A 16910-nucleotide genomic window follows, 5' to 3' on the forward strand; every position below is an offset into this window, starting at 1 on the left:
AAAAAAAACTGATAGCCCCTAAATGAGCTACCAGTATATTCTTTTACTTTGTATAAACAATTTTCTTAACAGTTTCGACCGAGAGATAATACTCATTTGCAAGCTGTCCCATAGAAACACCATTTCTATACGCTTTCTTTAAAGAATTATTTCGCTCATCGATACGTTTCCTTTCACCTGAAACTGTTCCCCATTGTTTATAAGTTTTTCCCGGCTTTGGAATATAAATCGTTTCCCCTTGAATATACTTTTGAATTTCCTTCACTAGCTCCTCAGGTAAAACGGAAGTTGCCTTGATATATGTCATTTTACGCTCGCTCCTTATTTTTACTATTTAAATAAGGTGCAAAGCCAACATTATGAAATGGCGATATAATTTAATTTATAGCTTCTCATACAAAGTTCGCCTTTCCATCATTAGGCTTTGCATGAGGCGTTGCACTGTCTAGCAATTTTATACTTTTTGCCATTCTGCTCACCTCCAAGTTGCGCTACTTCCTATTTTAATACAAGTAGAAATTTTTAAAAACCTACATAGTGTAATTTCGCTCAGTTTCTTTTTTTTAATTGTTTAAGTAATTGGCTGATCCTTTCCTTTTGGTCCATTGTTTGTTCACTAAGTAGCTCAATTTCATATTTATCTTGTATTACTGAAATATTCACTATGTCCCCTTGATTTAGGCTAGCTTTTAAATCAGAACAATGAATTTGAAGGCTCTCGGTTTCATTTGGGTATTTCAAAAAGACTGCAAAGTCCCCTTCGAAACGGTCTAACGTGTATTTATTCAAATTCACTCACAACCTCTCCTTTGCTATTTAATAATGTAGCTGCATCGCCATCATTTCTCCACATTTGTCCCTTCGTCCATTTCAAATAGCCCGAACTTTCTTTTGCTTCCGGACCACTTGTGACGTAAATCGTCTCCCCAGCCAGTAAGCTTATGTTTGGAAACTTGAATGTTTGATTGCCCGCTACGGAAACTAATTGCCAATCCTTTAAACTAACAGTAGTACCACCAGAATTGGTAATGCCTACTATTTCACCTCGGAGGTCTTTACTTGAAATATTAATCCCTTCAGTTACGGTATCAGCAATTTCAGTTGGTTCTACGTTTCCATCTGTCAATACGTTATAATCTACTCCATCTGTTTCCACAACTATATTGCCAACTACTGCAGTGCCATATATTTGTGAACTAATCCGCTCCAACCTTGACTTGACCTCTGCATCTGGATGCCCATAGGAATTATCTTTCCCATAGCTAAGAATCGTAACTTCTGGTTTTACTGCCTGTATAAAATCTTCCGAGCTACTCGTGTCTGAACCATGATGTCCTGCTTTCAATACAGTTGACTTTACGTTCGACTGTTCTAATATTTCTTTCTCTATACGAATATCTGCGTCCCCCATCAATAAATAGGAAACTTCCCCATAAGTTACTTTTAAGACAATAGATGCTTCATTATTATCATCTGATTCTTCTCCAACATTTAACACAGTAATATCTAAATCATCATCTAGGGGAATCGCATCTCCAATATTTGGCACAATGAACGGTATGTTTTTATCTAAAATAAGCTGAAGCATTTCCTCATACGTTTGAGAGGTATGTACTTTACCTGAATCCACAAAGTTTTTTATAGAGATAGAGTTCAAAACGGAAATAAGTCCGCCGATGTGATCAGCATCTGGATGTGTCGCTACTACATAATCGAGTTTCTCGACATCATGCGATTTTAAATAAGCTACTACTTCTTTTCCAGCGTCTTTTGTACTTCCATCTACTAGTAAATTTTTACCATTCGGAGATTGTACGAATATAGAGTCACCTTGTCCTACATCTAGAAAATGGACTTTCATTTTATTACTAGCCCCTACAGGTGTCTGAGAAGTTTCTATTGTCGTGTTCGCTTGCTGATTTATAGTACAACCACAAAGTAAAAATACTATACAAATACAAATTATCATTACTATCTTTCTCATAAAAAACCTTCCTTTTCGTTGCTGTGTTCCATTCTATCATAGGATTACAATATTCATATATTACAATTTCCCTTGACAGTTGATAACAATTCGCATAGAATAACTCTTTGTGAAAACTAACGTGGTTCGAGAACCTCCCACGGAAAAAAACTAAGGAGAAATGAATAAAATGAAAACAAAGACTATAGCAGTAACTGGTGTTATTGCCGCTCTTTATGTGGCGGTATCTCTACTAGTGGCTCCTTTTGCATTTGGTGCAGTACAGTTTCGTATTGCGGAGATGTTTAATCACTTAATCGTATTTAATAAAAAATACTTTTTTGGAATTGTATTAGGAGTATTCATCACAAACATGTTCTCTCCAATGGCTGCTTACGACTTAACATTTGGAGTAGCGCATTCTATCATTACGCTATCATTAACGATTTTAGCGACTAAGTATGTAAAAGGAAACATAGCACGCATGGTTATTAATACAGTTCTCTTTACATTTACCATGTGTATTATCGCATTTGAACTAATGCTCGCGCTAGATTTTCCATTCTTCTATACATGGTTGACCGTTGCAGCTGGTGAATTCACCGTATTAGCTGTCGGTATTCCGATTATTATTGCTTTAGATAAACGACTAAATTTTAAGACGCTAATCTAAATAATTTCACCCGATTCTAAAAAACTAGAACCGGGTGTTTTTTTATTTTTCTATTAATCCTTTCTCAACTAAAAAGTCATGAGCTACATCCTCCGGCTTATCACCATCAATATCCACTCTTGCGTTCATTTTCAGCATATCTTCTTCCGATATTTTACCTGCTAACTCGTTTAGCACATCTTCTAGCTCGGGAAACTTTTCTAGAGCATCCATACGCACGACTGGAGCTGCATCATACTTAGGGAAAAACCCTAAATCATCCTTTGTCGTTTGCAAATCAAATCGTTCAATACGTCCATCAGTCGTAAACGCTGGTATAACATCGACATCGCCATTTTTCAACGCTTCATACATTACATTTGGATCTAGGCTTTGTGTTTCTGAAAAAACAAATGGATACGTGTTTATTAGATCGTCAAAGCCATCTCCCTTTCTTTCATAAAATGCATGTGGTGCCCCAAATACCATCCCCCCGGTTTTAGAAGCTTCCACTAAATCAGAGTAAGTTTCTGCACTGTACTCATTATCTTTCGTATAAGCTAATGTATAGGTATTTTCAAATCCAAGTGGACTTAACCACGTAGCATCAAACTGTTCCTCATAACCTTTTCTAACTTTTTCCAACACACTATCTGAGCTTTCTCCTACCTCAGATTCCTCCTTCAACACATCCTTTAAACCTGTGCCAGTATACTCCACGTATAGATCAATATCGCCTTTTTCCAAAGCAGGAGTCATAATTGCTACTTCTCCCAGACCCTCTTTATATTCCACATTAATATCTGTATTCTGTTCAATATATTGCCCTAAAATCTGTGGTAGTATAAATTGCTCCGTCCACGGTTTCCCACTAATTACTAATGTTTCCTCAGAATCCGAGCAAGCGCTTAAAAGTAAAACTCCTGCAAGTCCCATTATCCCCATTAACTTTTTCATCCCATCATCCTCCAGTATTCATTCCTTTTGGTGTAGCCTTTTTCTCAATCCATTTCAATATCAGATCAAACAAAATTGCTAATAATGCAACGGGTAATGCTCCAGCTAAAACAAGCGAATTATTGTAAGATTGCAATCCACGGTAAATTACATCCCCTAACCCTCCTGCTCCAACAAATGTTGCTAGTGTAGCAATTCCTACAGTAAGAACTGTGGCAGTTCGAATACCTGCCATTATAAATGGCAAAGCAAGTGGAAATTCAATCTGCCACAGAAGCTGACTCTTCGTCATGCCCATTCCTCTTCCAGCCTCAATCATAGATTCATCAATATTTGAAATACCAGTATATGTATTACGTAAAATAGGTAAGAGGGCGTAAATGATTAAGGCAATCAAAGCTGTTTTAGCGCCAATCCCTATTAACGGAACTAGGAAACCGAATAGCGCTAAGCTTGGTATTGTCTGAAAGATTGCGGTGATTCCTATAACTGGCTCAGCTATTCTACGATACCTTGCAACTAATATACCTAAAGGTAATGCAATTGCAATCCCAACAGCTAAAGCAACAAAGGATAAGTAAATATGCTGCATAAACGCTTCTTGTATTAAATCTGAACGACTTTGAATTGTATCTATAAAGTTACTCACTCATACCACCTCTTCCTTAGCAAGCATTGCTCGAAGAAGTATAGATTGATTTACAAAGCCTAGCACCTCGTTGCTATGCTTTACTAGCAGTCCCTTTGCACCTTCATTTTCTAATAAAGCGATAGCCTCTTCCACTAACATAGAAGCATCGACCTCTAAATAGAATGATTCCCATTCGTTATCAAAAAAAGACGCAAAGTCCTGTAGTTCCCTTTTTCCAATAGACTTTTTCCGATTAATTCTTTCTATTCCAATAAAGTTTTTCACGAAGTCATTAATAGGATTTTCTATTATCTGTGTAGGTGTAGCAACTTGCTCGACCATGCCATCTTTCATGACGACAATCATATCTGCTATTTTTAATGCCTCATCAATGTCATGCGTAACAAAGATGATTGTTTTGTTAATTTTTTCTTGCAAGTGCTTTATCTCATTTTGTAATTGTTCGCGACTTATCGGATCTAATGCACTAAATGGTTCATCCATTAATATTATATCCGGGTTCGCAGCTAGGGCTCTCACTACACCTATTCGTTGTTGCTGACCCCCACTTAATTCAAGTGGGTATTTACGCAAAAACTGGTCTGGTTCAAGTCCTACCATATTCATTAATTCATGAATACGTGTTGTCGTTTTTTCCTTTGGCCACCCTTTTAAATTTGGGACAAGCGCAGCATTTTTTTCTATGGTCATATGTGGAAACAAACCAATTCGTTGAATAACATATCCAATTGTTTTCCTCAGTTCAACAGGATCTACATTAGAGATAGCTTTTTCCTCCACATAAATTTCACCAGAGGTAGGAGTTTCTATTCGATTGATAAGTTTTAGAAGCGTAGTTTTACCGCATCCACTTGGTCCAATGATGACCACTAATTGCTTTTTCGGAATTGTTAAAGTGACACCCTGCAAAGCTTTTGTTCCATCTGGAAACACTTTCGTAATATTTTCAAAACGAATCAACTCACTTCCCTCCTTTCTTCTACTATATTTACTTCCAACCATGTTTACCCTAAAAACATGAAGATAAAGCCATAGAATACTCTATTTTGTGAAAAAATTTTGGGTTTGTGAAAATCGTCGGTTATGCTCTGCTCTTATTGTCCTTAAAAGTTAGTCGTTACTTGCTCTCACTAACTGTTTACCTGCGCTTGTGGGGCCTTTATTTGCTCTCTTTGCTATGTTACTTGCTCACGAACCGGATTTACTTGCTCCCATAGGTTATTTACTTGCTAAAAGGATATTTCTTCCAAAAACGCTAGTTTAATTCATAGAAAAACCGCCTCCTTAAGGAAGCGGCTCACTCTGTTATTATTCTTTTATAAACTCAATTGTGCTGCGTACTGTATCAATTGGACGAACTAACCCTTCAATTTGTTCACGTTTTGGTTCTAGGAACGGAGGCAATGATAATTTTTCTCCAAGTGTTTCATATGGTTCGTCTCCCATAAATCCTGGTCCATCAGTTGCAAATTCAAATAGTATTCCGTTCGCTACTCTTGAATATAATGATTGGAAAAAGAAACGATCGACGAATCCGGAAGTTTGGAAGCCGAAGCTTTCCATACGATTTGTCCATTCATCTAGCACAGCTCTATCTTCTACTCGGAATGCTGCATGGTGAACTGTTCCAAACCCTTGACGTCCTGGTGGAAGAATGATATTTTTCTCCACTATCACTTGTGCACCATTACCACCCTCGCCTACTTCAAATAAGTGGAATGCTTCCTCTTGTCCTATTTCCTTGAACAATAAAACCTTTTCAAGCACTTCTTTCATATAGTCAAATTCAGCAATTCGAATGGTAATTGGACCTAGACCAGTAATAGCATACTCTAGTGGAATCGGACCTTTTTGCCACGGTGTTCCAGCTGCAACACCTTTATTGTTTTCGTCTGATACTAGCTGATATTGTTGGTCATCAAAATCTACAAATGACAGTACCTTTGTTCCAAACTGCTCTTGGATACCGGTATGCTTCACATCTAATCGATCAAAACGTTTTACCCAGTATTCTAATGCTGCGTCAGTTGGTACACGGAAACCAGTACGATATATTTCGTTAGTCCCATGCGTCCCCTTTTGAATATTCGGGAAGTCGAAGAATGTCATATCCGTACCAGCTCCACCGACATCATCTGCAAAAAACAAATGATAAGTTTGAATATCATCTTGGTTTACTGTCTTTTTAACAAGTCGCATTCCCAATACATTAGTGAAGAATTTGTAATTTTCTTCGGCACTACTTGTAATTGCAGTAACATGGTGCAGACCTTTTAAGTGATTCATATATATTCCTCCAATATTTTATCTCTAATTTAAGTATCTTTAATTCAAAGTAATTTTACCATGAACAAAAAAACATGTCAACAATGCTATCGTTCCACTTAATAATTAAATAAAACCTCCCATTTTATTATTTTTTTCAACAATAAAAAACTGCCTCATTGCTGAGACAGTTTCGAGTTTTCATCAAACTTCTATATGAGTTCCAATATCAACAGATGCTGTAAAGAATATCTCAAACCATTCATAGGAGTACCAATTCTAAAACCTATCATTATTTGATAAAGTTTAGTAGAATCGAATATTGTCGTATTCTTATAGGAGGTATAACTTTGGAAAATTTCTATGTATATATTTTTATTATACTCGTGGCATCCATTTTACAAACAAGTACTGGATTTGGATTTTCGATTTTAGCCACACCGTTTTTATTGATGATATTTAACCCTCATGAAGCTATCCAAATAAATATTATCCTTTCATTAATTATCTCTTGTGCTTTAATAATGAAAATTAAGAAGGATATTGATAAACATTTATTGAAAAAGTTGGTTTTAGGAAGCATTATTGGTATTCCATTTGGTGGGTTAATTTATATATCTATTGATATTAGTACTTTTAAAATAGTCATTAGTATCATTTTATTGATCTTAACTTTATTGCTAATTTTAAATATTAGTTTTAAATCAACTACAGTAAGAGATTATATTATTGGTGGATTATCTGGTCTCTTAACAATAAGTATTGGCATGCCTGGACCACCATTATTAATATATTTTGCTGGAACAAAATCAGTAAAAGAAAGAACAAGAGCCACAACACTAGCATTCTATTTATTTATATATTTCATTAGTCTAGTTTCTCAGATATTTTTAACTGGAACAGAAATGATTATTTGGCGCTCAAGCTTATATGCTATTCCAGTTGTATTTATAGGACTGATAATAGGACAAGTTCTATTTAAACATCTCAATCAAAAAGCATTTAGGATTTTCACGTATATCCTCTTAGGGTGTACTGGAATTTTCTTATTATTAGATAGTATCTTATCTCGTTGACATAACGGAAAATGGAGGTCTAAATCAGTACAGTATTGCATGAACTGATTCTATCTTTCATTAATAAGTATTCACAAAGTATTAGCTGGTTTAGTATAAGTACTTGTTGGTCATCATGTAACTTTTATTCTCTTGTAGAGGTCAGATCATATTCAAATTGGCCATGAACATCTGCAAACCCTTTTGCCCTGAATAATAGTTTACCATTATTATCAGTACCAGTTATTTCTATAATAACAACTACCTTACTTGGTTTATTAGACGCTACATAAGCTAGGCTATCAACCTGTTTTTCAGATTTTTTTATTGGATATTGAAAATATAAACTCCGGTCATTTCCAGTCCCAATTATGTGGGGTCTATATATACTAGTTGTTTCTCCCGGTTCTAATTTGTCAATATTCCCCAAATCCAGAAGAATATCATAATTGCTATAAAATGAAAAAAAGAAGTTTAAATCCGTTATTTCTTGTTTACTTGAATTGTAAACCTCAATTGTCACACCATTATCGTACTGAAAAAACTCACCTTGCCCGACCCTTATTATTAAGTAGTAAAAGCCTAGCAAAATCAGAAAAAAAGTAGTAATACCGATAAGTGTGTATGTAAATATTTTTTTCACCAAGACACTTTTATTCTTACTTTTATTCCACTTATTAAGTGTTGATAAAAATCCTCCTAGAGTAAGGAAAACGAATCCAATTAATTTTAGTATGCTTAGGTTGAGTAAAAGTCCTAAATGTATAAAAAAAGCACCAAGTATAATAAAACCTGTTGTAAATATAAAACGGTGTGTTCTGAAATCATTGATTGCTATTCTTTTATCATTATAATCCATTTTTAGATACGTTCTAACAATCATGAAAGTAGGTAGTCCCCACAAAATTATAAATGAGATAAGAGAATAAGTATCCACTTTCAATATCCATACCTCCCATCTATAGCTTTTATTCAACTAAACTTCCTATTATATAGTAGTTAGAACTTTTCCTGTTTTGCATTTGAATTAATCTTTACAGGTCGCCACTTGTTCAACTAGAGCAATAATCTTAATGGATACCATTATCCTTCTCATTCAAATAACTTTCATACGCTGCTTGAACTTTGTCTTTTCTAGGTGAACTGTCAAGGATCTTGCGTATGTCGTTTAGTAAATACAGTCCTCTAAACAAACAGCCTACAATAATTCCGAAAGCAATGAATCCAGCTATATATGTACCTAAAGAAACTAGAACAACACCTAAAATAGTACTTAGAACAATTGATAAAACTAAATACATAATACTTCCTCCCTATGACTACATAAGTTTTCAATTTCATTATCTTGCCCAATCGTTGAACATAAGAAAAAACAACACTCTTCAACTAAGCTACTTCAATTAGATTAATAATGAAGAAAGGCGCTACTCTCCTTATTGAACTTGAAGTAAAGCACCCATTAGATATTGCATTATTTAACAAACTTGTCCACTTCTTCATCTTTTAAATAGATTGCAATTACTTCACATTTTTTTATAGCCCACATGTAATGATTGGAAGTATTTGCTGCAAAATAGCTGTATAAATTACTTGTTTTCGTCCACTTATAGAATTTTTTAGTTATGATTTCTTCATGGGTATGTGACCTAATTAAATCCATTACTCTTTCATGGCTCAGCTTCAATTTTTTTATAGCTTGATTTAATGTTACATCTTGATAGTTTTCCCAAATTTGCATATTAAGTAGTTTGATATTACCCCATTTATAACCAGGTGCTGGCATAAAAGGAATATCTCCATCCATACCTTCTCTATACCATCTTTCAAGCATTGCATGCCATTCATACAGATGCATTAATACATCACGAAAATTCTTATCTCTTTCTTGAGTTTCAATAGGAATACCTCTTTTTCTACTAGGTACAGATTCAATTATTTCTAGCAGTGCTTTAAAATTGTTGTCGCTATTCAGCAATAGAGTTTCTTTTGCATCTTCCATTATCAAGATAATTTCCTCCTTTTTTATACACACCAACTTCGTTTAAGTGAGAACTTTCACAATATATTATTTTTATTTTAACATAAATATCCAGAACCAATTGTTATATATGGAACCAACTCCCATATTCATAACCAATATCAACTATTGGTTTACTATAAGTGGTTTGTATTCATCTATATAGGGGAAAAGCACTTAAAAAGAGAATTAGTAGGGGGAAGAAAAATGGCTAAAAAGAAAAGCAAGCCATGGAGTAAAAGAAAGAGAATCATGATGGGTTCTTTAGGTGTATTTGCGCTTATTTATATTGCTGTAATACTGTGGCATACATATAAACCTTTACCAGAAGGACTTTCCTTTAAAGGAGAGGTACATAATACGGATTCAGTTGAAATGATAACTGATTTAACGTATGCACAGGACCGAAAAGGAACTGGCATCATACACGAAAACTATATATTTGAAGAAGTATATAACATGATCGAGGAGGCTGAGGATTTTGTTGTAGTAGATTTTTTCTTGGTTGATGGCTTTTACGATGAAAAGGAAGATTTTCCTAAGATCGCTGATACTTTGTCTTCAACATTAGCTCAAAAAAAGATAGATCATCCAGAAATGCCTGTAATATTTATCACTGACCCATTGAACAAAGGCTATGGATCCTATGAAAATAAATGGTTTCAGAAAATGAGGGAAGCTGGAGTAGAAATTGTTTATACCGAATTAGATCCTTTGCGAGATTCTACTCCCGTCTATTCGGGGATTTATCGCACTTTTTTCCAATGGTTTGACTTCGGTGGCAGGGGCTGGATTTCGAATGCGATGGCAAGTGAAGCACCAAAGATGACGGTTGCCTCTTATTTAACATTACTTAATGTGAAGGCCAATCATCGGAAGGCCGTAGTAACGGAGAAAGAAGCTATGGTAACGTCTTCTAACCCTCATGATGCAAGTGGATTTCATGGAAATATTGCTTTGAAAGTTACTGGTCCTATTATAAATGATATTTTAAAATCAGAGGAAGCTGTTTCTTTGTTTTCAGGGGGACCTAAATTGCCTCGTGTTGATACGAAAGAAACTGACGGACAGTATAAAGTTCAGTATTTAACTGAGAAAAAGATCCTTGATTCGTTACTTGAGGACATAGCAGCAACAAAAAAAGGAGACAAAATTTGGCTTGGGATGTTTTTTGTTGCTAAACGAGATATCGTTAATGCACTAATTGATGCAGCAAATCGTGGTGTAGAAGTAAATATGATACTCGACCCAAACGAAAATTCATTTGGCCAGCAAAAATCCGGACTTCCAAATCGTCCAGTCGTACAGGAAATGGTCGAAGACACGAAAGGAAAGTTAAATGTTCGTTGGTATAATACCGTTATCGGTCAATATCATACAAAAGCAATTTGGATTCAAACGGATGAGCATACGATTATTTCGAATGGCTCCGCTAACTACACCGAAAGAACATTAGACGATTATAATCTAGAAAATAATTTGAAGGTAATTGCGCCAAATGATAGCAAGTTAGTAATAGAAATGGAAAGCTATTTTGAACGACTTTGGAATAATGAAGATGCTATGTACACAGTAGAGTTGAAAGAGTTCCAAGATAACTTTACTTGGTGGCAACGTTGGATTTATACATTGCAAAAGTTTACTAAAGTGACGACTTATTAATAAATAGAAATATCTCCTTAATGCCAAACCCTAATAAGAACGCTGAGAATATTCAGCGTTTTTTATTATTCCACTATTTCAAGCATCTCCGTGTAAATAGCTGTTGCATAAATACTTAGTCTTTCACTAGCATTCCAGATATCGTCGTTACTCTGCAATTCACTGCTCTTCACTTTAATTTTCATCAATAGATTCTCTCCCATATAGTAGTGACATACCTTATTTCAAGTTTCCACAATATGATTTATATGTAAAGGTAGGTCTACTATTTTCTCTCTTAAAAACTGTGGATATAGATTAATATATTTAATTTCATCAAGTGTTTTCCAATAATACGTATGTATCTTCCCTTCCTCATCAACTACAAATTCATTGCCTTTGAGGTCTTCATTCTCTTTTAACTCTACCAAATAAAAGAAGCAAACTTCATGAAATTGTTCTTCAGAGGTCTCCTCTTTGAAAAAATTTTCATTTATCCAAAGCATTCGGTTTACTTTCACTTCAACGCCGAGCTCTTCTTGAATTTCACGCTTCACTGCATCTTCACTTTTTTCGTTCATTTTAATACGTCCACCTGGAACATAAAAGTATGGCTGACCTTTATCTTGCATAATTAGTAACTTGTTATCCTTCACTATTAAACCCGCCACTCGGTAATTAAATCTACCTTCTGTAGTTTTAAAAGATATATCCATTTGTCTATCCTCTATTCTATATAATTATTTAACCAAATAAAAAATTAATTAACTTTTCAGACTAGTACTCTACTACTCGTTTTAAGTATACCTTGCCTAGACTTTTCAGGTAAAAACTTATCCAAAACAAAAACAAGTAATAGCTTTTCCTCTATTACTTGTCTTCACGTTATACGGATGGTTGCTTTTTTTTCTTGCGCATGGACTGTGGAATATACACGCAGTATGGTTCGCTTTCCATATAATCCCCTGTTAGATTGTATGCTCTGGATCTGGATCCTCCGCACACTTTATTGTACTCGCACACTCCACATTTCCCTTTATATTTATCGGGATTCCGAAGGTTTTGGAATACATCAGAATTACGGTAAATATCTGCTAATGGAGTTTGACGGACATTGCCAACTTTTATCGGGAGTAGTCCACTTGGGAAAACATCACCTGTATGCGAAATAAAGACAAAGCCATTTCCATCGTTTACTCCTTTTGGCGCTCGACCCAATCCATCAATTTTACCGGTATCCCCCATAGTCAATGCATCTTCATAGAAAATATGATCTTCATCGCTCAATCCTTTTTGTTCACGTAGTTTTTGTTGAATAACTACACGGCGATAATGCTGTGCAGCAGTTGTTTTAATATCAAATGGCACACGTTTAGAGAGGTTATAAAGCCATCTAAACACTTTTTCATGCTCTGCGGGTGAGATCATATCTGTTTCTTTCCCTCTACCAGTTGGAACTAGGAAGAACACACTCCAAAGGACACAATTAAGCTTCTCCACCATTTCTGCTAGTTCATCCAAGTATTCATAGTTATATTTTGAAATAACGGTATTAATCTGTAAAGGCATCTCTAATTCATTTAAATATTCGATAGCCTTCATCGTCAAATCAAACGATCCAGTTGTACCTCTAAAGTGATCGTGAACTTCAGCACAATGACCATCTATACTAAAAGCCCATCTAGCTAGTCCAATATCTTTTGCCTTTTGCATTGCTTCTTTTGTTACATTTGGAGTAGCTGATGGAGTCATAGATACACGGACTCCTTTTTTAATAGCGTACTCTGCAATATCAAATACATCCGGTCGTTCCAAAGGATCCCCACCTGTAAATACAAGCAATGGATTTTCCATCTCATAAATATCATCTATTAACTTTTTCCCTTCATCTAGCGTTAACTCCAATGGATGTCTATGATGCTGAGCCTCTGCACGACAATGTAAACAATGAAGCTGACATGCACGGGTTAACTCCCAGATAACGATAAATGGATTTTCATTATAATCTCTTGAAAACATATTTTTTTCCTCCTAATTTATTTCCTAAAATGACCGTAAGTTAACTTATACTTGGATTTTAACATTTTCACTTTTAATCCGAAGTGATATTATTCACATAATAAATAGGAAGATATGACAAATAATAAACAAAAAGATCCCGAAATAGCTCTCTCTAGGATCTTTAAGTGAAATATTATTTTTTGCCGATAGCGACTCTCCAATGATCAGGACCATTTTCAATATATTCCCATGTGTATGTGTCTTCACGTTCCATCATAAATTGATAGAGCAATGGTTTTGGATCATGGTCATTGGAAAGCTCCAAAAACTCTCCAGACTGTAAAGCATCAAATGCCTCGAATATTCTAGGATGACGAATTCTTGGTTCAATATCTGGTGCGTTTAGTTTTACTGCAAATTGAATATTACTCACTTTAGTTTCCCTCCAATATTTTTGATTCTGTTCATATCATAATGCTTACCATTCTAAACTGAAGTGAGGATAAACACATATCCCCTATGATTTTAATCACTTGTCATTGTTCTCCAAAGAGAAACTATTGATGGTACAATGAAAAGGACAATCGCAGGGAAAGGATGAGCTATATGAACGTAGAATCGATACAAGCACTTCTACAACGGTTTTCCTTATTTAAAGATTTGACCAATGCAGAAATAGAACCAATACTTGACTTGGCAAAGAATCGGTTATATCGCCAAGGAACACATATTTTTATGCAAGACGATCCACTAACTAATGTTTACTTTATTCATCAAGGGCAGATAAAAATATATCGTACTGATATGCAAGGAAAAGAACAAATCGTCAATGTTCTCGGCGAAGGTGAAATGTTCCCTCATATGGGATTCTTTCGAAAAGGCACCTATCCCGCTCATGCCGAGGTATTAGAGGATGCAATTTTAATATATATACCTATTCATTTGTTTGAGGAATTTCTAAAAACTAATCCAGAAATTTGTGTAAAGATTTTCAGAATACTCGGAGATAAAATCGTAGACTTACAAAATCGTTTAGAAGAAAAAATGTTACACAATACATACGAGCAAATTATTCTATTATTATTACGCTTAGTAAAAAGTCATGGGAAGAAATTTGATGACGATCACTATATCTTCACAACGCAGTTCACAAACCGAGATTTAGCGAATATGATCGGCTCGAGCCGCGAAACAGTTAGCAGAACTCTTACTTCTTTAAAAAAGTCAAAACTAATAAGCTCTGATCCAGCAGGCAATATTATTTTGAACATGGACAAATTAAAAGATGAATTGTTTTAAGACAAAAAGGCAACCAAATTAATTGGATGCCTTTTTTATGATTATTAGAAATTGACATATTAAAAAAATAATACCTTTGAAATTAACAGCAATATAACGATTGACGAAATAGATCTGATCCAAATAACTTTTTTACTAACACCAGCTTTATTTTCCAGATAATTTATATATGAAAACGTAAAAATAAACCCAAAGAAAGGTAGCAAATAACCTGAACTAACTTCAATAGTTTCATAATATTTGATGATAGTTACTGTTAAAAGAATCAGACCTAATGCACCTACAAACGTATGAAAATATAAAGTGAACTTATTGTCTTCTTCCAATTTCTCTCCTCCATCTAAAAGCACATACTATTTTTTTGTAACTTTAATAATCATAGTAGTCGGGAATCTCTTTGCTTTATATAAAGAATAATATCGATCAGATACTTCTTCTGGAGCCGTTTCATAATTTACTGATACATCACTTTCTATTACAGAGTCAATCGTGAATCCTACTTTTATCAATTCATTTATATATGTACTTAGCTTTCTTTTAGGAATTACCATCGGAGCATTTTCACCTTTGAAGTTCGGATATGTTGTTACTCCTTCCTCCTGGTATGAACCATTAAGACTAAGTTGCCCATTTTGACTGGAAATATGAGGATATAACGGATGATCCCAACTAAATACAAAGCTGCCTCCTTGCTTCAAATAGGAATAAATTAATCTAAAGGTAGTAGTCAAATCAGTAGTCCATCCAATAGCATAAATAGAGTACACACAGTCAAAATACAATTTCGGTAATCCAATATCAACTTCCATAGGAGAACAAAATAAATGAGTTTCTAAACCTTTTAGCGTTTCCTCGGCAGTCTTAATCTGCTTCTCAGAAAGGTCGACTCCCCATAGTTCTCTAGCCCTCCTTCCCGCCATATACAATAATGAGTGTCCGCTTCCGCAACCAATATCTAGTACTCTCTTGTTTGCCACGTCTTCTAATAATCCTAATTCCTTTTCAGTTTGAGCAAAGGGACCATAATTAGGCAAAGCATCTACTCCATTAAAATGGTGAGCTACCACATTCCAACTTTTCTTGTTTTGTTTTATGATTTCAGTAGTCATTAATTCTACTCCATTTCTTAGTAAAATTTCGTTGCAGCAAACATTTATATATAACGAGGTGGTGATACTTTTTTTGTAAAGAATACTCCGTCTAGTTGCTCTACAGGAGTAATTATCTGTTGCATCGTTCCTGATTCCATAATAATCGTTTTATTAAAAATCCATTTATTAGATTCATTTGGTAAAACGCAAGAAAAATCTAGAAATAATACTGGAGAGGGACTATGATTCATATAATCTTCCAAACTCTTCTTTGGAGGTTTTCTTAACTCATAAACGCTACCATTATTTAAAGCTGCATTTCCTTCATACATAAACAGACCAAGATAATATGATTGACTGGTTAGATTAGGACTCATTAAAGAACCCATTGGCTTGTAGCTATATAATGATTGAATGTTTTTATAAATATGAGTATTGTGTGCCCAAATGATTATTTTTTCATCTGGATATAGTTTATGGCAAATCCATTCTATGTTCTCCGCCATTATTTGATCTCTAAATTTTAAGTAATCCCCGTGTTTAGCGTCTAATCTATCTATAAATTTCCGTTTATTATCTAATAACTTTTGAATTACTATATACGGGTTATGTAGACCTTTGCGATGAAATTCTTCTTTCCAAGTCTCCAGCTCTATATCTAACTGAGTAATGAGGTCAAAGAGCACTATTTTATCTTTTTGAAAACTAGTGTAAATATATTTTGGAACTTTTTTTCTTGTCGCTTTATATTTTCCGATATCCCTATACCAATCTATTAACATATAGTCTAGCTTTTTGATATGCTCTTTAAATTCTAATGTGAAATTAATATCGATACTTTCAAGGAAATCTAAAAGTAAGCTCTCTTTGCTGGATGGCTGAAAATCAAAGCCTATAAGTTTTAAGTCATCATTCTCTTTTATTTGTTGGAACAATGGTAATGTTTCTTCTGTTTTCCATAAAGAAAAAACGGACTTACTCATTAGTTCGTTAACTGTAAGTTTATCTTTTATGTAGTTAGAGCTATAACATTCACTTAATCCACTTTCAAATGCCACGACTTTGAATCCCATTCTATGGTATAGGAAGTTTATCAGACTAGTCTTTAGTAAGGAATGCTCTGCAATTCCATGACCATTTTCGCCAAGCCAAACTATCCGCTTATCTTTAAGAACTTGTTCTAAAAACTCAAAATGATCCATACCACATTCTGATAATGAATCTATTCCATATGAATTTTCTTTAACCCACTCAATTGCGTTGCTATATTTTTTATTCATTGACTGAAAGATTGGCATTTTTACCCCCAAAAATTGA

General features: G+C 34.6%; 21 protein-coding genes and 1 riboswitch. Of the genes, 4 read left to right on the top strand and 17 right to left on the bottom strand.

What is annotated here, in order from left to right; all coding sequences use genetic code 11:
• Window positions 1-43 precede the first annotated feature (43 nt).
• The 3 genes from ACQCPR_RS15635 to ACQCPR_RS15645 all read right to left on the bottom strand — a co-directional run bounded on the left by ACQCPR_RS15635 (window position 44) and on the right by ACQCPR_RS15645 (window position 1984).
• Window positions 44-307 (bottom strand): CD3324 family protein, encoded by a 264-nt coding sequence (locus ACQCPR_RS15635; protein WP_090568295.1) that lies wholly within the window; start codon window positions 305-307, stop codon window positions 44-46.
• Between the two features lie 242 nt (window positions 308-549).
• The gene (locus ACQCPR_RS15640; protein WP_427137475.1) at window positions 550-795 is read right to left on the bottom strand and encodes a DUF3006 domain-containing protein; all 246 of its coding nucleotides are present in this window, start codon (window positions 793-795) and stop codon (window positions 550-552) included.
• Window positions 782-1984 carry an MBL fold metallo-hydrolase gene (locus tag ACQCPR_RS15645; RefSeq protein ID WP_427137476.1) on the bottom strand — a complete coding sequence of 401 codons (1203 nt, stop codon included), beginning with the start codon at window positions 1982-1984 and terminating at the stop codon, window positions 782-784. The genes ACQCPR_RS15640 and ACQCPR_RS15645 overlap by 14 nt, the downstream gene beginning before the upstream one ends.
• A gap of 115 nt (window positions 1985-2099) precedes the next feature.
• Window positions 2100-2144, top strand: a riboswitch (PreQ1 riboswitch).
• Window positions 2145-2153: 9 nt separating this feature from the next.
• Here ACQCPR_RS15645 and ACQCPR_RS15650 point away from each other — a divergent pair.
• Window positions 2154-2636, top strand: a complete 483-nt coding sequence (locus ACQCPR_RS15650) for a QueT transporter family protein (protein WP_090568286.1) — start codon at window positions 2154-2156, stop codon at window positions 2634-2636.
• A 42-nt stretch (window positions 2637-2678) separates the two neighbouring features.
• On the opposite strand, the gene ACQCPR_RS15655 is transcribed toward ACQCPR_RS15650, so the two are convergent.
• The 4 genes from ACQCPR_RS15655 to ACQCPR_RS15670 all read right to left on the bottom strand — a co-directional run bounded on the left by ACQCPR_RS15655 (window position 2679) and on the right by ACQCPR_RS15670 (window position 6510).
• Window positions 2679-3572, bottom strand: a complete 894-nt coding sequence (locus tag ACQCPR_RS15655) for a glycine betaine ABC transporter substrate-binding protein (protein ID WP_427137477.1) — start codon at window positions 3570-3572, stop codon at window positions 2679-2681.
• Window positions 3573-3576: 4 nt separating this feature from the next.
• Window positions 3577-4221 (bottom strand): ABC transporter permease, encoded by a 645-nt coding sequence (locus ACQCPR_RS15660; RefSeq protein ID WP_269922319.1) that lies wholly within the window; start codon window positions 4219-4221, stop codon window positions 3577-3579.
• Window positions 4222-5184 carry an ABC transporter ATP-binding protein gene (locus ACQCPR_RS15665; RefSeq protein ID WP_427137478.1) on the bottom strand — a complete coding sequence of 321 codons (963 nt, stop codon included), beginning with the start codon at window positions 5182-5184 and terminating at the stop codon, window positions 4222-4224.
• 348 nt (window positions 5185-5532) lie between these two features.
• Window positions 5533-6510 carry a ring-cleaving dioxygenase gene (locus ACQCPR_RS15670; protein WP_090568279.1) on the bottom strand — a complete coding sequence of 326 codons (978 nt, stop codon included), beginning with the start codon at window positions 6508-6510 and terminating at the stop codon, window positions 5533-5535.
• A 329-nt stretch (window positions 6511-6839) separates the two neighbouring features.
• On the opposite strand from ACQCPR_RS15670, the gene ACQCPR_RS15675 reads away from it, so the two are divergent.
• On the top strand, window positions 6840-7565 hold the full coding sequence (locus ACQCPR_RS15675) for a sulfite exporter TauE/SafE family protein (RefSeq protein ID WP_427137479.1): 726 nt from the start codon (window positions 6840-6842) through the stop codon (window positions 7563-7565).
• A 124-nt stretch (window positions 7566-7689) separates the two neighbouring features.
• On the opposite strand, the gene ACQCPR_RS15680 is transcribed toward ACQCPR_RS15675, so the two are convergent.
• From ACQCPR_RS15680 to ACQCPR_RS15690, 3 genes are all read right to left on the bottom strand, one after another.
• Window positions 7690-8487, bottom strand: coding sequence for a hypothetical protein (locus ACQCPR_RS15680; RefSeq protein ID WP_427137480.1), 798 nt, complete (start codon window positions 8485-8487; stop codon window positions 7690-7692).
• Window positions 8488-8614: 127 nt separating this feature from the next.
• A complete protein-coding gene (locus ACQCPR_RS15685) occupies window positions 8615-8845 on the bottom strand; it encodes a hypothetical protein (protein WP_427137481.1) in 231 nt (76 codons plus the stop codon).
• Window positions 8846-9015: 170 nt separating this feature from the next.
• Window positions 9016-9543, bottom strand: a complete 528-nt coding sequence (locus tag ACQCPR_RS15690; RefSeq protein ID WP_427138957.1) for a ClbS/DfsB family four-helix bundle protein — start codon at window positions 9541-9543, stop codon at window positions 9016-9018.
• A gap of 225 nt (window positions 9544-9768) precedes the next feature.
• Between ACQCPR_RS15690 and ACQCPR_RS15695 the strand changes: the two genes are divergently transcribed.
• Complete coding sequence (locus ACQCPR_RS15695; RefSeq protein ID WP_427137482.1) at window positions 9769-11223, top strand: phospholipase D family protein; 1455 nt, start codon at window positions 9769-9771, stop codon at window positions 11221-11223.
• A 65-nt stretch (window positions 11224-11288) separates the two neighbouring features.
• Here ACQCPR_RS15695 and ACQCPR_RS15700 read toward each other — a convergent pair whose 3' ends face one another.
• The 4 genes from ACQCPR_RS15700 to ACQCPR_RS15715 form a co-directional block, all read right to left on the bottom strand.
• Complete coding sequence (locus tag ACQCPR_RS15700; RefSeq protein ID WP_427137483.1) at window positions 11289-11411, bottom strand: hypothetical protein; 123 nt, start codon at window positions 11409-11411, stop codon at window positions 11289-11291.
• A 36-nt stretch (window positions 11412-11447) separates the two neighbouring features.
• The gene (locus ACQCPR_RS15705) at window positions 11448-11918 is read right to left on the bottom strand and encodes an NUDIX hydrolase (RefSeq protein ID WP_427137484.1); all 471 of its coding nucleotides are present in this window, start codon (window positions 11916-11918) and stop codon (window positions 11448-11450) included.
• Window positions 11919-12087: 169 nt separating this feature from the next.
• Window positions 12088-13221, bottom strand: coding sequence for a TIGR04053 family radical SAM/SPASM domain-containing protein (locus tag ACQCPR_RS15710; protein ID WP_090568257.1), 1134 nt, complete (start codon window positions 13219-13221; stop codon window positions 12088-12090).
• Window positions 13222-13396: 175 nt separating this feature from the next.
• Window positions 13397-13636 (bottom strand): DUF2249 domain-containing protein, encoded by a 240-nt coding sequence (locus ACQCPR_RS15715; protein ID WP_427137485.1) that lies wholly within the window; start codon window positions 13634-13636, stop codon window positions 13397-13399.
• 173 nt (window positions 13637-13809) lie between these two features.
• On the opposite strand from ACQCPR_RS15715, the gene ACQCPR_RS15720 reads away from it, so the two are divergent.
• Window positions 13810-14502 carry a Crp/Fnr family transcriptional regulator gene (locus ACQCPR_RS15720; RefSeq protein ID WP_427137486.1) on the top strand — a complete coding sequence of 231 codons (693 nt, stop codon included), beginning with the start codon at window positions 13810-13812 and terminating at the stop codon, window positions 14500-14502.
• Window positions 14503-14561: 59 nt separating this feature from the next.
• Here ACQCPR_RS15720 and ACQCPR_RS15725 read toward each other — a convergent pair whose 3' ends face one another.
• The 3 genes from ACQCPR_RS15725 to ACQCPR_RS15735 are packed head-to-tail and all read right to left on the bottom strand — an operon-like array spanning window position 14562 to window position 16891.
• Window positions 14562-14828 (bottom strand): hypothetical protein, encoded by a 267-nt coding sequence (locus ACQCPR_RS15725; RefSeq protein ID WP_427137487.1) that lies wholly within the window; start codon window positions 14826-14828, stop codon window positions 14562-14564.
• 27 nt (window positions 14829-14855) lie between these two features.
• Entirely contained in the window at window positions 14856-15611 is a 756-nt protein-coding gene (locus ACQCPR_RS15730; RefSeq protein ID WP_427137488.1) for a class I SAM-dependent methyltransferase, read from the bottom strand.
• 44 nt (window positions 15612-15655) lie between these two features.
• Window positions 15656-16891 (bottom strand): erythromycin esterase family protein, encoded by a 1236-nt coding sequence (locus tag ACQCPR_RS15735; protein ID WP_427137489.1) that lies wholly within the window; start codon window positions 16889-16891, stop codon window positions 15656-15658.
• Window positions 16892-16910 lie beyond the last annotated feature (19 nt).

The sequence above is a fragment of the Psychrobacillus psychrodurans genome (assembly GCF_050209195.1).
GTDB classification, from domain to species: Bacteria; Bacillota; Bacilli; order Bacillales_A; family Planococcaceae; genus Psychrobacillus; species Psychrobacillus psychrodurans.

What these genes read in the sequence shown, in the direction of transcription:
- ACQCPR_RS15635 (WP_090568295.1), bottom strand. Translation starts at nt 307, where the DNA reads ATGACATATATCAAGGCAACTTCCGTTTTACCTGAGGAGCTAGTGAAG.
- ACQCPR_RS15645 (WP_427137476.1), bottom strand. Translation starts at nt 1,984, where the DNA reads ATGAGAAAGATAGTAATGATAATTTGTATTTGTATAGTATTTTTACTT.
- ACQCPR_RS15650 (WP_090568286.1), top strand. Translation starts at nt 2,154, where the DNA reads ATGAAAACAAAGACTATAGCAGTAACTGGTGTTATTGCCGCTCTTTAT.
- ACQCPR_RS15655 (WP_427137477.1), bottom strand. Translation starts at nt 3,572, where the DNA reads ATGAAAAAGTTAATGGGGATAATGGGACTTGCAGGAGTTTTACTTTTA.
- ACQCPR_RS15670 (WP_090568279.1), bottom strand. Translation starts at nt 6,510, where the DNA reads ATGAATCACTTAAAAGGTCTGCACCATGTTACTGCAATTACAAGTAGT.
- ACQCPR_RS15685 (WP_427137481.1), bottom strand. Translation starts at nt 8,845, where the DNA reads ATGTATTTAGTTTTATCAATTGTTCTAAGTACTATTTTAGGTGTTGTT.
- ACQCPR_RS15690 (WP_427138957.1), bottom strand. Translation starts at nt 9,543, where the DNA reads ATGGAAGATGCAAAAGAAACTCTATTGCTGAATAGCGACAACAATTTT.
- ACQCPR_RS15695 (WP_427137482.1), top strand. Translation starts at nt 9,769, where the DNA reads ATGGCTAAAAAGAAAAGCAAGCCATGGAGTAAAAGAAAGAGAATCATG.
- ACQCPR_RS15705 (WP_427137484.1), bottom strand. Translation starts at nt 11,918, where the DNA reads ATGGATATATCTTTTAAAACTACAGAAGGTAGATTTAATTACCGAGTG.
- ACQCPR_RS15710 (WP_090568257.1), bottom strand. Translation starts at nt 13,221, where the DNA reads ATGTTTTCAAGAGATTATAATGAAAATCCATTTATCGTTATCTGGGAG.
- ACQCPR_RS15720 (WP_427137486.1), top strand. Translation starts at nt 13,810, where the DNA reads ATGAACGTAGAATCGATACAAGCACTTCTACAACGGTTTTCCTTATTT.
- ACQCPR_RS15730 (WP_427137488.1), bottom strand. Translation starts at nt 15,611, where the DNA reads ATGACTACTGAAATCATAAAACAAAACAAGAAAAGTTGGAATGTGGTA.
- ACQCPR_RS15735 (WP_427137489.1), bottom strand. Translation starts at nt 16,891, where the DNA reads ATGCCAATCTTTCAGTCAATGAATAAAAAATATAGCAACGCAATTGAG.